Origin of the sequence: Micromonospora sp. NPDC005979, from assembly GCF_040614415.1 — a bacterium.
Classification (GTDB): domain Bacteria; phylum Actinomycetota; class Actinomycetes; order Mycobacteriales; family Micromonosporaceae; genus Micromonospora.
This window is the reverse complement of record NZ_JBEXUR010000003.1, coordinates 107,061-120,555: the sequence shown is the minus strand read 5'-3', so window position 1 is coordinate 120,555 and position 13,495 is coordinate 107,061. Positions and strand designations below refer to the sequence as shown.

Sequence of the window (13,495 nt, the reverse complement as noted above, 5' to 3'; positions counted from 1 at the left end):
ACGGGGAGTGTATCGGCCGGCCCGGGCGGCCCCTAACGATCGCTCAGTGTGGGATGGGGCACTGGTTTAGTCAAACTTGGCTATTACGCTTGTCTGGTGTCTGCGACTCGGATGATGATCCTCGGCCTGGTGCGGTGGATGCAGCCCGTACACGGCTACGACGTGCGCCGCGAGCTGCTGAGCTGGAGCGCCGACAAGTGGGCGAACGTGCAGCCCGGCTCGATCTACCACGCGCTGCGCAAACTCACCGAGGAGGGGCTGCTGCGGGCCGTCGCCACCGAGCAGGTCGGCGCCCGTCCGGCCCGTACGACCTACGAGGTCACGCCGAAGGGGGACGACGAGTTCGAGACCCTGCTGCGCAACTTCTGGTGGAACTTCACCGAGCCCGTCGACCCCTTCACCGCGGCCTTCTCGTTCCTGCCCGCGATGCCCCGCTCCGAGGCGGCGGCGGCGCTGCGCAACCGGGCCAACCTGCTGCGGGCCGGCATGGAGTCGATGCGTGCCTCGCTTCAGTCGGACTGGGTGCGTAACACCAAGCCGGTGCACGTCAGTTGGATGTTCGAGTTGTGGTCGGCGCGGGCGGAGGCGGAGCTGGGCTGGTGTGAGCGGATCGCCGACCGGATCGAGTCCGGAGTGTCGTACCTGCCTGCTGAACTGCGGGACGCCGAGGGTTGGTCGGGCCCGCGGGAGGGCGAGGAGCGGTTCGACCGCGACGCGAAATAATCAACGTTGACTACAAACGCTATATCGCGTTAGCCTGCTGTCGGCACAGCGGGGGAGTGCGCCGTCCGGCGTCGTCCCACTCGACGGCCGGCCCATTGGGCCGACCGCCACACGACGGCCGGCGCGGCCGGCCCGACCGACCAGGAGCAGAAATGATCGAGACCAGGGGGCTGCGGAAGTCGTTCCGCTCCCGCGCGGGTCGAGAGACGAAGACGGTGGACGCCGTGCGCGGCGTCAACCTCGAGGTCGCCGAGGGCGAGATCTTCGGCTTCCTCGGCCCGAACGGCGCCGGCAAGACCACCACGCTGCGGATGCTCGCCACGCTGATCGAGCCTGACGGTGGCGAGGCCACCATCGCGGGGGCCGACCTGCGCAAGGACCCGGCGGAGGTTCGCCGCCGCATCGGGTACGTGCCGCAGGGCGGCAGCACCTGGGACGAGTCGACCGCCCGCGAGGAGCTGGTCCTGCACGCCCGGATGTACGGCATCGGCAAGGCCGACGCGCAGCAGCGCGCCGTCCGCGCCCTGGAGGCTTTCCAGCTCACCGAGTACGCCGACCGCAAGTGCAAGACCTACTCCGGTGGCCAGCGTCGACGGGTCGAGATCGCGCTCGGCATCATCCACGAGCCGAAGATCGTCTTCCTGGACGAGCCGACCACCGGCCTCGACCCGCAGAGCCGCGCCCACATGTGGGACGAGATCCGGCGACTGCGCAGCGACGGGATGACCGTCTTCATCACCACGCACTACCTCGACGAGGCTGACGCCCTCTGCGACCGCATCGCGATCATGGACAACGGCGAGGTCGTCGCCGAGGGCACGCCGGCCGAACTCAAGCGGGAGATCTCCGGCGACGTGGTGCTCGTCGGCCTCGACGTGGCCGCCACCCCGCAGGCCGCGAAGGCGCTCGACGGCGAGGCGTACGTCAACAAGCTGGAGACCGCCGACGAGGGCGGCCTGCGGCTCTACGTCGACGAGGGCGCGACCGCCATTCCCCAGGTGCTACGCCGCCTCGACCACGCCGGGCTCGAGCTGCGCTCGATCGAGCTGCACCGGCCCAGCCTGGACGACGTCTTCCTGACCAAGACCGGCCGCTCGCTGCGCGAGTCCTGACCCCCGGAGAGACGACTCATGAAATTCGCCCGCGACACGTGGCTGATCTTCCAGCGGCAGATCCAACTACTGCTGCGCAACCCGGTCTGGGTCTTCGTCGGCGTGTTCCAGCCGGTGATGTACCTGCTGCTCTTCGCCCCCCTGCTCAAGCCGGCCCTGAACGCGCCCACCCAGGCCGCCGCCTACAAGATCTTCGTACCCGGTCTGCTGGTGCTGCTCGCCATCTTCGGCGGCCTCTTCCAGGGCTTCGGCCTGATCGCCGAACTGCGCGCCGGCGTCATCGAACGCTCCCGGGTCACCCCGATCAGCCGCCTGGCACTGCTGCTCGGCCGCTCCCTGCGCGACGTGGTCTCACTCGTCGTGCAGGCCGTCATCATCACCCTGCTGGCGCTCCTTTTCGACCTGCGGGTGTTCATCGGTGACCTGCTGCTGGCGTACCTGATGCTCGCCCTCATCGCGCTGATGACCTCGGCCGTCTCCTACGGCGTCGCACTCAAGGTCAAGAGCGAGGACGCGCTGGCCCCGCTGATGAACACCGTGGCGCAGCCGGTGCTGCTGCTCTCCGGCATCCTGCTGCCGCTGACCTTCGCGCCCGGCTGGCTGCAGGGCATCGCCGACTGGAACCCGTTCTCCTGGGCGGTCGACGGCACCCGGGCGCTGTTCGCCGGTGACCTGGGCAGCGACAAGGTCTGGCAGGGCCTGACCATCACCGCGGTCCTCGCCGCGCTGGGCGTCTTCTGGGCCGCCCGCCAGTTCGCCCGCAGCGTCCGCTGACGCTCGCCCCGGGGCGCGGGCTTCGGCTCGCCCCGGGGCGCGGGCTTCGGCTTGATCGACTCGGGTTCCTGGAAGTTGGGGTGTCCTACGGCGTGGGATGCCGCGACTTCCAGGAACCCGAGTCGATCACAGCGCCGCTCAGCGCACCCGGGCGAGGGTGAGGCCGTCGGCGATGGGCAGCATCACCGGGTCCACCCGTACGTCGGCCAGCACCTCGTCGTTGAACGCCGCGATCGCCCGGTCGTTGACGTCCTGCGGCGCGACCACCCGCCCGCCGCGCAGCACGTTGTCGACGGCGATCACCCCGCCCGGCCGCATTCGCGGCACCAGCTCGGCCCAGTAGACCGGGTACCCGGTCTTGTCGGCGTCGATGAACGCGAAGTCCAGGTGGCGCTCCTGCGGCAACTCCCGCAACGTGTCGCCGGCCGGGCCGATACGCAGGTCGATACGGTCCTGCACCCCGGCGCGGGACCAGTAGCGCCGGGCGATCCCGGTGTACTCCTCGGAGATGTCGAAGCAGGTCAGCCGCCCTCCCTCGGGCAAGCCCCGGGCGATGGCCAGCGCCGACAGGCCGGTGAACGTGCCGACCTCAACGGCCTGCCGTACGTCGAGCAGCCGGGTCAGGAACGTCAGGAACGCGGCCTGCTCCGGTGCCACCTGCATGCTGGCGTGCTCCGGCAGCACCGACCGGGTCTCCTCGGCCAGATCTCGAATGATCGCGTCCGGCGGCGCGCCGTGCGCGACCAGGTAGGCGTGCAACTCGTCGGTCAGCGGGATCGACTTCGTGGTCATGAATGGACGTTACCGAGCGGCTCGACCGATTGGCCGCCCGGCGCGACCTTTGTCCACAGGTCCGTGATCTGCAGCCCCAGTTCCGCCAGTAGCCGACGCAGCAACGGCATCGACAACCCGACGACGGTCCCCGGGTCACCCTCGATGCGCTCCACGAACGGCCCGCCCAACCCGTCGATGGTGAACGCGCCCGCCACCGCCAACGGCTCGCCGGTGGCGACGTACGCGGCGATCTCGTCGTCACTGATGTCGGCAAAGTGGACGACCGTCGAGGCGACCGCCTCCGCCCGCCGCCCGGCGTCACCGTCGATCAGGCAGTGTCCGCTGTGCAGGACCCCACTGCGCCCCCGCATCCGCAACCAACGACGGGTGGCGTCCGCCGCGTCGGTCGGCTTGCCGAGAATCTCCCCGTCGAACGCGAGCACCGAGTCACACCCGATGACCAGGGTCCGCTGGTCCTTGTCCGTGCTGGTGCTGTGCGGCGTGGTGGCGAGGTTCAGCCGGGCGAGCACCGCTTCTGCCTTGAGCCGTGCCAACTCCAGGCACAGATCCTCGGCCCGATCGGTCACGACCAGAGATTCGTCCACCCCGCTCACCAGCACGTCCGGCTCGATGCCGGCGGCTCGGAGTAACTTCCGACGAGCAGGGCTGGCAGAGGCGAGCACGAGGCGCAGCGGCAGAGTGTCAGACACCAGCCCGACGTTACCGGCCCGCCACGCCCGACACCCATTTCCGCCCCTCGGCACCCTGCCCGCGCCCTTGATCCACTCCACATCGCCGATATCGCGCTATCAACGCACAGGAACACCCCCACATCGCCGACGTGGAGTCGATCGAGGGCCGCTCGCTGCCGTGATCCACTCGGGTTCCTTGAAACTGGGGCATCCCACGCCACCGGACCCCCCGATTTCAAGGAACCCGAGTCGATCGAGGCGCCCGGCCCGCCTAGCGGCTGATTCTGGGCGGCGGATCGTCGCCGCGCCGCCGACGCCGTGCCACCAAGGCCCACCCAGCCCCGACGGCGACGATGACGCCAAGGGTGGCAAAGCCACGAACCGTCGAGCCGGCATTGTCGTCCGGCCGAGCATCGGCCGTGCCGGCTGGCGCGCTCACCGATTCAAACCCCAGCGGAGGTACGTCCGCCGTCAGTGCCGCCACAAGATCAATCACGCCGTACCCGTACTCGTCGTCCCGGCCGGGCGGCCCTTTGTCAACGGCTGTGGCCGTAAGCCGGTGGGCCACTTCCTGCGCCGGCAGGTAGGGATACTTTGACCTGATCAACGCCGCCGCCCCGGCCACAATCGCCGTTGCATCAGAGGTGCCAGTACCCTTGCGGTACTTGCCGTCAATGCTCGTGCTGTAAATGTCAACTGCAGGTGCTACCACATCAATTTCGGGACCGGTTACAGAGATGTCTGCATGATTCCCATCGCGACCTACCCCTCCGACCGCGATGACTGCGTCCTCTGATGCCGGATAACCAACGACAGCATCCTCTGGCTTGTTGCCGGCGGCCGCGACCAGAACGACGTCAGCAGCAAGTGCTGCTTTGATCGATCGCTGCAATGGGATCCCGGCGCCACCGACCGAAGAGATGCAAATCACGTCTGCCCCGTTGCGAACAGCATAATCAACGCCGGCTGCTAGGGCGTCGGGTTCCCCCTGGCCGTCACTGGAGGTGTCGCGTATCGGTAAAATCTTTGCGTCTGGTGCCATGCCTAGGGCGCCCAGAGCGTCTCCTCGTCCGTGGGCGGCGATTAATCCGGCCATGCCAGTGCCGTGGCTGTTCTGGTCATTCTTGCCGTCGCCGTCTCCGGATATTAAATCGATGCCATCCAGCAAATTTCTGTCTAGATCGGGATGAGGTTGAACGCCCGTGTCCGGAACTGCGACAACAATCCCCGCCCCTCGGGTAATCCGTTGGGCGTCGCGGACTTTGAGGTAATTCAGGTGCCACTGATCTGCCCGGACTAGTTCCGCCTCGGTGGGTTCTAAGGTTAGCTGGTTGGCTGCCCGGTGCGCGAACGGGGACGTCGGCGCGATTAGGGTCACAGAGACAGCCAAAACTGCCAATCTCTGCCGAATAAAGTACGTCACCGATCGAGGCCGATGGCAGGTCCTGGGTCAGATGGCCCGGGCTCGTCCGGCGAGCGGACGACTGGGCTTACACCCTTCTCGGTCTCCCAAGGATGGTCGGGGTCCCAAGTTACCCCATTCCTGTCGCCCTCTCTTTCGGTTGTACGGCCGGGGGGAGAGTGGGCGCCGAAATTGCTCCCCAAGCCGGGGGTGCCGCCACCGATGGGCGGCAAGCCTTGTGCTCCGGCAACGCCTCGGCCGCTGCCCGGTCGCGTACCGGCACCGCCGGTCGGCGTGGTCCCGGCGCCGCCGCCGCCGATTACGCCGCCGATTGGATTTACCTTGCGGGCGGAATTGCCTCCAGGCGAAGGTGAGTTAGCCCAGAAGCCAGGCGCGGCGCCAATTATGCCGTTAGTTGGCGTAGGTCTAGGCGGTGGAACGTGTGGAACCCCGCTGTTAGATCCCCTAGTGGGCCGTTCCATGCTGTTCGCTTGCCCTTGCGGCGGCAGGAGTGGGCGGGCGAGCGAGCTGGGCGATATTTGAGCCGGGCCGTAGCCGGTGGTTGGGCTATTCGATGTGACGCCCTGCACTCCTGTGTTTATCGAAGTTGGCGCGGTGCCGGGCCCAGCGCTGCCGAGTACTGGTCCAACTCCACCGGCGGATTGAGTAGTATTCGTCTTGGTCGCAACATTCGGCGAGAGCTGCGGCGCGGTGGTATCCGGCGTAACGGGGAAGGGAACAATCGGCGGAATCGTTGGGACCGGAGCAGAGTCGTAGGCGTCTGTGGTGGACGGATCTCGTCGTAACCGTGGCGGTGGGGGTGGGGGTTTTTGGAGGGTGGCTTGGGCTTGTTGTAGTTCGCCACTCAGGCTGAACATCATTGCCCGCGCCTGCACGTTCAGCCGTTCGAGGTCGCCGTCCGTCACGGGTGACTCGACGACCCGGTTGCCCATGACCGCCTTGGGGTCGGCGGCGGTGGCCTCGTACGCCCGCTTCTGTTGGAGCTTTGTCGCGTACTCCTCGTGGAGCTTGCGGAGCTCGGCACGGGTGGTGCCGATGGCCTGGGTGGCGGCGGACAGCGCGGTGTAGTTGGCGGCGGCGGCGTCGTGGGTGTGTCGCACCTTGGCGATGAGGTCGTCGAGTTGGGCGAGGTACGTGCCGGAGGCGGCGCTGGTTTCCGGGGGCCAGGCTTCGGCGAGGCCCCGCCGGTACTCCTGAAGTCGGCCGAGGTGGATCTGGGCGAGGTCGCAGACCTTGCGCCAGCCGGCGACCTGTTTCCAGTGGTTGGTGGTGTCGTGGTCCTGGAGGCACGCCCACATGCTGTTGAGGTCCATCAGGTGCCAGTCGGTCTGGCTTGAGGTGCGGCCGCCACCACGCTCGATCATGGGAGGACCACCGGCCTTTCGCTGTCGGGGCCGGTGGGGTCGCTCAGTGTCGGCGTCCGGCTGCCGGGCAGGACGGTTCCCGGGTCGGCGAGGGCATGTTGGACGTCCACGGCGCGGGCGGCGGAGAAGGCGTCGCTGTCGGCGTACTGGGTGGCGACCCGGTCGGCGACGGCGGCCAGGTGGCCGGTGGCGCCGCGGACGGCGTACACCATGTCGGTCGTGGCCTGCTGCGTCTCGTGGTGGGCGTGCAGGAAGGTGACCAGTTCGACGAACGCGTCGCAGGGGTTGGGCACCTTCGCGGACATGTCTTCGGCGATGTACGGCAGGTGGGGCGCGTAGTTGCTCTCGACCTCGGCGGCGAGCCGGTCGGCGAACTCGCGGAGTTGACGGATGTCGGCCTCGATGCCGCCGTAGCCGTGCAGCCAGGGTGCCGGCTGGTCCTCTTCGGGGATCATCGACCCTCCCTGTCCGTCACCGCACCGTTTCCCTCAGTGAGGTTAACGGCTACGCGCCATCCTGGCAGCCCCCGGAATGGGAACCGGGGTCAGCGAGGCAGACCGGAGGCGCGCCAGGTGTCGGGGCGGACCGGCCGGCCGCTGCGCGCCCAGGCGGACGTGGGCGCCGGCGCGGGTGCGGTGGCCGGTCGGGACCGCACGATGACCGCCCCGACCAGGGCGGCCAACTCCTCGGCGGTGGGAACGCCGCGGACGACCCGGAACAGCGGCTCTTCGGCAGGCATGCCGCCAGGGTACGCGGCCCGAAGTCACGTCACACGCACAGTGGCGTGCCGGCGGTGTGACGGTCGGCGGGTCCGGGTACCGTCTCAGCGATGTCGAACGCGCTTCCCCAACTCGTCGCTGACCGATACCGGCTTCTGTCGCCGCTCGGCCAGGGTGGCATGGGTCGGGTGTGGAAGGCGCGCGACGAGGTGTTGCACCGCGACGTCGCCATCAAGGAGTTGGTGCCGCCGCCCGGCCTCACCGACGAGGAACGCCGCGAGATGCGGGAGCGGTCGCTGCGCGAGGCGCGGGCCATCGCCCGACTCAACCACGTCAACGTGGTACGCATCTTCGACGTCCTGCGCACCGACGGCGACCCGTGGATCGTCATGGAGTACGTGGCGTCGAAGTCGTTGCAGGACACCCTCGCCGAGGACGGGCCCGTGTCGGTGGCCCGCACGATCGAGATCGGCCTGGGCGTGTTGGGCGCGCTGAACGCGGCCCACAAGGCGGGCGTCATGCACCGCGACGTCAAGCCGGGCAACGTGCTGCTGGGCGACGACGGCCGGGTCGTGTTGACCGATTTCGGTCTCGCCACGATCCCCGGTGACCCGAATGTCACCCGTACCGGCATGGTGCTCGGTTCGCCCGCGTACATCTCGCCGGAGCGGGCCCGCGAGGGCACCGCGGGTCCGGAGGCCGATCTGTGGTCTTTGGGCGCGACGCTGTACGCGGCGGTGGAGGGCAAGTCGCCGTACGCGCGGCCGTCCGCGATCGCCACGCTCGCCGCCTTGGCCACCGAGCCGATGCCGCCGCCGAAGAACGCCGGACCGCTCAAGGCGGTGCTCACCGGGCTGCTCCAGAAGGACCCGAACGAGCGGATCACCGCCGAGGTGGCGGAGCGGCTGCTGCGCCGCGCCGCCGGGAAGCGGGCGCGGGGGATCTCACTGCTCGACGGCGTACGCCGGCCGGGGCCGAACGGTCCACGGGAGCCGCGTCCGCCGCTCGTCCCGGCACCGCGTCCCGCCGAGGAGGTCACCGACCGCCCGGCGTCGCCGCCTGCTCCGCGTACCTCGGGACCGGTAGCCGTTGCCGCGTCCGGCCCGGCGGTCGCCGACGCGACGCCGACGGAGGTCGTGCCGGCCGGCGCGGACGCCGAGCCGACGGCCACGGTCCCGGCCGAGCCGACCGCGACGATCGACCGCCCGGTGTCGCCAGCGGCCGACCCGACCGCCGTGGTGTCCGCCGGGGGCGATGCCGGCGGCGACGGTACGCCGGCGGGCGACGACGAGCCGACGGCCGTCGACGGCCCGCCGCCGGTCGCGCCGGAGCAGCGCAAACCCTCGACGCCCACGTCGGTCATGCCGCCGGTGGGTCCGGCCGGGCGCGCGGCGGTGCCGCAGTTCGAGGGTACGAAGCCGAACAACACCCGCCGGAACGTGCTGATCGGGGCGCTGGTGGCCCTGCTGCTGGTCGGCCTCGTGGTGATCGTGCCGATGCTGACCAAGGGCGACGACAACGAGAGCCCGCAGGCCGACCCGACGACCGGGGCGGCCGCGACGTCGGCCCCGGCGCAGTCCTCCGCTCCGGCGGCGCCTCCGGCCCCCACAGGCGCACCGAGTGCGACGCCCTCGGCCACGCCGTCGGCCGACCCGAATGCGCTGCCGGCCGGCTGGAAGCTGTACGAGGGGCCGACCTTCTCCATCCCGCTTCCACCCGGCTGGAGCGGCCGTCAGACCGGCTCGGACACGGCCGTCTTCAACCAGTCCGGCGGGCCCGGCAAGATGCTGGTCCAGTGGACCCCCAGCCCGAAGAAGGACGCGGTCGTCGACTGGAAGGGCCAAGAACCGTACCGTCGGGGTCTGGTCAGCAACTACCAGTTGGTGGGCAGCATCAAGGCCTGCGACTGGTATCGGACCTGCGCCGACTGGGAGTGGTTGGAGACCCGGGACAACACCCGCATCCACGTGCGCAACCGGGGCTTCGTAACCGCCAGCAACCGGGGCTTCGCCATCCGGTGGGAGATCGCGGAGAAGGACTGGCAGGCAAACCTCGCCAACTTCGACCAGATAGTCAAGGGCTTCAAGCCCGACCGGGTCAACTGACCGGCCTTCCGTACCTGCGCGAACCTCTCTCGCATGTTCTTGCGTCGTTTGGGGTATCTGATCTCCAACGACGGAGGGAGGTGCGACATGGGTTACCGATACAGGAACGCCCGGCCCCGGCTGGCACTGTGGATGCTCGTCGCACTCGGCGATGTGGCACTGCTGCTGATCAGCGTTGGGCTTCCGGTACTCGTCGCGCTGTTCGGCGTCGTCGCCATCGCCGTTGGTGCGGTGGGCGTCCGGCGGCTCAGCCGGCGGGACGCGGTCGTCCGCGAGGACGCTCCGGTGATGGTGCCGGCGATGAGCCGACGGCGGGCCTGACCCGTACGCGGTGGCGTGGCGGCAGCCGGACCGATTGTCGACCGTGAGGTGACCGTCGATCCCGCTGCCGCCAACCGCCCGATCAGGTGTTGTTGGCCAGCGCGATCAGTCGGCTCCGGTCGCCGTTCCAGTAGTTGCGGTCCACGTTGCCGCTGATCCCGGAGACGGCGCCGCTGCTGGTGTACTGCCAGAAGCTCCACACCGGCGCGCCGGCCGGCAGGGCGCCCGGGGTGCTCGACCAGCGGGCCAGCCAGAGCGGGTGGTTGGCCCACGGGCCGGTCCAGCTGCCCGTGCATTGGTTCCACCAGCTCGTGGTGGTGTAGATGACCGCGTACCGGCCGGTGCGCGAGCGGTAGGTGTTCAGGAAGTCCTGCACCCAGTTGCGCATGCCGGTCGTGCTGAGGCCGTAGCAGTAGCCGCCGCTGTACGGGTTCGCCTCGATGTCCAGCGCGGCCGGCAGGGTGCGGCTGTCCGCCGACCAGGCGCCACCGTTGGACGCCAGGTAGTTCGCCTGGGTGGAGCCGGCGGAGATGTTCGGTCGGGCGAAGTGGTACGCCCCGCGGATCACCCCGGCGTTGTACGAGTTGACGTAGTTCGCGTTGAACGCGGAGTCCTTGACGCTGGTGCCCTCGGTCGCCTTGATGAAGGCGAACTCGATGCCCGCGTTGCGGACGCTGGTCCAGTTGATGCTGCCCTGGTAGTGGGACACGTCGACGCCGGCGGTGGTGGCCGCCGCCGCCGGACCGGCGGTCGCGACCAGGACGGCCGCCGCGGTGGCGAGGACGGTGAGGCCGGCCGCGAGCGCGCGGCGCAGCGATGATCGGGTACGGGCCATGAGTGCCTCCAGGGACGGCGGTCTATTGACGCCCATCTTTGGAGGTAAGTGCCCTTGATCGCAAGGGCTCTTGAAGAAAGTTTCATCGACGAGTGTCCGTCGCCCCGCTGTCCGGCTGTGGGTGGCTCAGTCCAGCATGGCCGGGTCGAGCTGCCAGCGGAACGGCTCGACCAGGGTCAACGTCTCGCCGGCCTTGGCGACCTGGTCCTCGACGTAGTGCTCGCCGTCAAGCCGGTACAGGCGCAGCGAGTGACCGTCGCCGTCCTGCTCGACCAGCAGGTACCAGGGGATTCGCGCGATCGCGTAGAGCTGCATCTTGAGTAGGCGATCGGCCGCTGCATTGCCGGGCGAAACGACCTCACCGACCAAGGAAACCCGGCCTGCGTCGAGAAAGGTGCCTTCGTCGTCGACGTCAGTGACCACGAGATCCGGGATGGCGACTCGATCGATGCCGAGCCGGACATTGATTGCGTCGTAGACCAGCAAGCCGTGCGGTTCTGCTGCCGCCTCGATACTGTTCGCCAGCCGACGTGACACGCGTTGGTGCCGTCGACTCGGGGCAGGGCTCACCAGCAGGCTCCCGTCGAGCAGCTCGATCCGGTCAGGCGTCTCGCCCAGGGCGAAGTAGTCGGCCTCGGTCCAGAGGCCGATGTGCGGCTCCAGGGGCGCTGCGCTCACCTGCGTCCACCTTCCGCATCCCTCGCCACCCGATCAGTCTCACAGGATACGAGCCGGTGCCTCGGGAGCGACACGGAACGCCGCCGGTAGGCTCGCGCCCCATGATGTCGATCGACGGACTGGGCGAGATGTGGGACACGCTGTTCGGCGCGCAGCCGGACCCGCCCCCGCTGCTGGTGTTGATCACCGCGGCCGTCGCGCTGGTGGTGGTGTCCACCCGGCTGCCGTGGCGGATCGCCCGCAACGCCATCACCATCGCTCATGAGGGCGGGCACGCGCTCGTCGCTCTGCTCACCGGCCGCAAGCTGCGTGGCATTCGGCTGCACTCGGACACGTCCGGGCTGACGCTCTCCGCCGGTCGGCCCACCGGGCCGGGCATGATCCTGACCCTGCTCGCCGGGTACGTCGCCCCGCCGCTGATCGGGTTGGCCGGCGCCTGGCTGCTCGGCGGTAACCGGATCACCCTGCTGCTCTGGGTCGCGGTGGCGCTGCTGCTCGCCATGCTGGTGATGATCCGCAATGCGTTCGGTGTGGTGTCGCTGCTGGTCACCGGGGCGCTGGTGTTCGCCGTCTCGTGGTACGCGACGCCGCAGGTGCAGGCCGCGTTCGCGTACACCGGGGTGTGGTTCCTGCTGCTCGGCGGGGTGCGGCCGGTGGTGGAGCTGCAACGCCTGCGCTCGCGTGGCCGGATGCCCGCCTCGGACGCCGACCAGCTCGCCGGGCTGACCCCGTTCCCGGCGTTCTTCTGGGTCACGTTCTTCGCCCTGGTCAACCTGGTCGCCCTGGTAGCCGGCGCCCTACTGCTGACCGGCCCCATCCTCACCAACGCCGGCCTAACCCTCTAAGCCCCGGGCCCCTCCCCGTCGATCATGGAGTTGTGGTGGGCTACCAAAGCCGCAATCCCTTTGCATTCGGGCACCATGACTCCATGATCGACGGGGTACGGCGGGACGGCGGGCAGAATGGGCCCATGCGATACGTGATCATCGGGGCGGGCGCGGTCGGCGGGACCATCGGCGTACGGCTGGCGCAGGCCGACCGGGACGTGACCCTGGTGGCCCGCGGCGCGCACCTGGACGCGGTCCGGGAGCGCGGCCTGACGCTGCGGCAGCCCGACGGCGACGTGACCGCCCGGCTCGCCGCCGTCGACGGCCCGGATGACCGGCCGCTGCCGGCCGACACGGTGCTGATGCTCACCGTCAAGTCGCAGGACACCGAGGCCGCGCTGGCGACGTGGGTGGACGCCCCGGTCGCCGGCGGTGGTACGGCCGGCGAGAGACTGCCGCTGGTCACCGCGCAGAACGGGGTGGCGAACGAGCGGGCCGCCCTGCGGCTCTTCGCCGACGTGCACCCGGTCTGCGTCTGGCTGCCGGCCACCCACCTGGACCCGGGCGTGGTGGTGGCGAACGGACACCCGCACCCCGGCATGCTCCACATCGGCCGTTATCCGGGCGGCGCCGACGACACCGACCGGGCGATCGCCGCCGACCTGACCGCCGCCGGCTTCGTCGCGCCGGTTCGCGAGGACGTGCTGCGCTGGAAGTACGGCAAGCTGCTCAGCAACCTCGGCAACGGCCTTCAGGCGCTGCTCGGGGAGGACATCCCGGACGCTCTTGTCGAGCGGGTACGCGCCGAGGGCGTCGCCGCGCTCGCCGCCGCCGGTATCCCACACACCTCCCCGGCGGAGGAGCGGGCCGAACGCGGTGACCTGGTCCAGCAGCGCCCGGTCGGCGGCGCCGACCGGTCCGGCGGCTCCACCTGGCAGAGCCTCGCCCGAGGCACCGGCTCGACCGAGGTCGACCACCTCAACGGCGAGGTCGCGCTGCTCGGCCGGCTGCACGACGTACCGACGCCCGCCAACGTGGCCGTGCAGCGGGCGGTACGGAGAGCGACCCGGCAGCGGATCGCGGCCGGCGCGTTCCCGCTCGCCGAGCTGGAGAAGATGATCGCCTGAACCGGGCAACCGGAGGCCCCG

General features: G+C 69.6%; 15 protein-coding genes. 7 read left to right on the top strand and 8 right to left on the bottom strand.

Going from position 1 to position 13,495, the window contains the following annotated elements:
- Nucleotides 1-111: 111 nt before the first annotated feature.
- The 3 genes from ABZ272_RS06680 to ABZ272_RS06670 all read left to right on the top strand — a co-directional run bounded on the left by ABZ272_RS06680 (nt 112) and on the right by ABZ272_RS06670 (nt 2,609).
- Nucleotides 112-723: a PadR family transcriptional regulator gene (locus ABZ272_RS06680; protein ID WP_355049308.1), complete on the top strand. Its 612-nt coding sequence runs from the start codon at nt 112-114 to the stop codon at nt 721-723.
- A 152-nt stretch (nt 724-875) separates the two neighbouring features.
- On the top strand, nt 876-1,835 hold the full coding sequence (locus ABZ272_RS06675; RefSeq protein WP_355048902.1) for an ATP-binding cassette domain-containing protein: 960 nt from the start codon (nt 876-878) through the stop codon (nt 1,833-1,835).
- A gap of 18 nt (nt 1,836-1,853) precedes the next feature.
- The gene (locus ABZ272_RS06670) at nt 1,854-2,609 is read left to right on the top strand and encodes an ABC transporter permease (protein WP_355048901.1); all 756 of its coding nucleotides are present in this window, start codon (nt 1,854-1,856) and stop codon (nt 2,607-2,609) included.
- Between the two features lie 138 nt (nt 2,610-2,747).
- Here ABZ272_RS06670 and ABZ272_RS06665 read toward each other — a convergent pair whose 3' ends face one another.
- The 6 genes from ABZ272_RS06665 to ABZ272_RS06640 all read right to left on the bottom strand — a co-directional run bounded on the left by ABZ272_RS06665 (nt 2,748) and on the right by ABZ272_RS06640 (nt 7,601).
- Nucleotides 2,748-3,401: an O-methyltransferase gene (locus ABZ272_RS06665; protein WP_355048900.1), complete on the bottom strand. Its 654-nt coding sequence runs from the start codon at nt 3,399-3,401 to the stop codon at nt 2,748-2,750.
- Complete coding sequence (locus tag ABZ272_RS06660; RefSeq protein ID WP_355048899.1) at nt 3,398-4,093, bottom strand: Maf family protein; 696 nt, start codon at nt 4,091-4,093, stop codon at nt 3,398-3,400. Before ABZ272_RS06660 ends, ABZ272_RS06665 begins: the two co-directional genes overlap by 4 nt.
- 253 nt (nt 4,094-4,346) lie before the next feature.
- Complete coding sequence (locus ABZ272_RS06655) at nt 4,347-5,351, bottom strand: S8 family serine peptidase (RefSeq protein WP_355049307.1); 1,005 nt, start codon at nt 5,349-5,351, stop codon at nt 4,347-4,349.
- Between the two features lie 143 nt (nt 5,352-5,494).
- Nucleotides 5,495-6,862, bottom strand: a complete 1,368-nt coding sequence (locus ABZ272_RS06650) for a hypothetical protein (RefSeq protein ID WP_355048898.1) — start codon at nt 6,860-6,862, stop codon at nt 5,495-5,497.
- Nucleotides 6,859-7,317, bottom strand: a complete 459-nt coding sequence (locus ABZ272_RS06645; protein ID WP_355048897.1) for a hypothetical protein — start codon at nt 7,315-7,317, stop codon at nt 6,859-6,861. The genes ABZ272_RS06650 and ABZ272_RS06645 overlap by 4 nt, the downstream gene beginning before the upstream one ends.
- Nucleotides 7,318-7,406: 89 nt before the next feature.
- Entirely contained in the window at nt 7,407-7,601 is a 195-nt protein-coding gene (locus ABZ272_RS06640) for an acyl-CoA carboxylase subunit epsilon (protein WP_355048896.1), read from the bottom strand.
- Between the two features lie 90 nt (nt 7,602-7,691).
- On the opposite strand from ABZ272_RS06640, the gene ABZ272_RS06635 reads away from it, so the two are divergent.
- Both ABZ272_RS06635 and ABZ272_RS06630 read left to right on the top strand, forming a co-directional pair.
- Nucleotides 7,692-9,686: a protein kinase gene (locus tag ABZ272_RS06635; RefSeq protein ID WP_355048895.1), complete on the top strand. Its 1,995-nt coding sequence runs from the start codon at nt 7,692-7,694 to the stop codon at nt 9,684-9,686.
- An 87-nt stretch (nt 9,687-9,773) separates the two neighbouring features.
- A complete protein-coding gene (locus ABZ272_RS06630) occupies nt 9,774-10,007 on the top strand; it encodes a hypothetical protein (RefSeq protein ID WP_141907885.1) in 234 nt (77 codons plus the stop codon).
- An 82-nt stretch (nt 10,008-10,089) separates the two neighbouring features.
- On the opposite strand, the gene ABZ272_RS06625 is transcribed toward ABZ272_RS06630, so the two are convergent.
- On the bottom strand, nt 10,090-10,842 hold the full coding sequence (locus ABZ272_RS06625; RefSeq protein ID WP_355048894.1) for a GH25 family lysozyme: 753 nt from the start codon (nt 10,840-10,842) through the stop codon (nt 10,090-10,092).
- 126 nt (nt 10,843-10,968) lie between these two features.
- Complete coding sequence (locus ABZ272_RS06620; RefSeq protein ID WP_355048893.1) at nt 10,969-11,520, bottom strand: Uma2 family endonuclease; 552 nt, start codon at nt 11,518-11,520, stop codon at nt 10,969-10,971.
- 101 nt (nt 11,521-11,621) lie between these two features.
- On the opposite strand from ABZ272_RS06620, the gene ABZ272_RS06615 reads away from it, so the two are divergent.
- Together ABZ272_RS06615 and ABZ272_RS06610 are read left to right on the top strand one after the other, a co-directional pair.
- Complete coding sequence (locus ABZ272_RS06615; protein WP_355048892.1) at nt 11,622-12,365, top strand: M50 family metallopeptidase; 744 nt, start codon at nt 11,622-11,624, stop codon at nt 12,363-12,365.
- Between the two features lie 125 nt (nt 12,366-12,490).
- Nucleotides 12,491-13,474, top strand: coding sequence for a 2-dehydropantoate 2-reductase N-terminal domain-containing protein (locus tag ABZ272_RS06610; protein WP_355048891.1), 984 nt, complete (start codon nt 12,491-12,493; stop codon nt 13,472-13,474).
- Nucleotides 13,475-13,495: the final 21 nt, after the last annotated feature.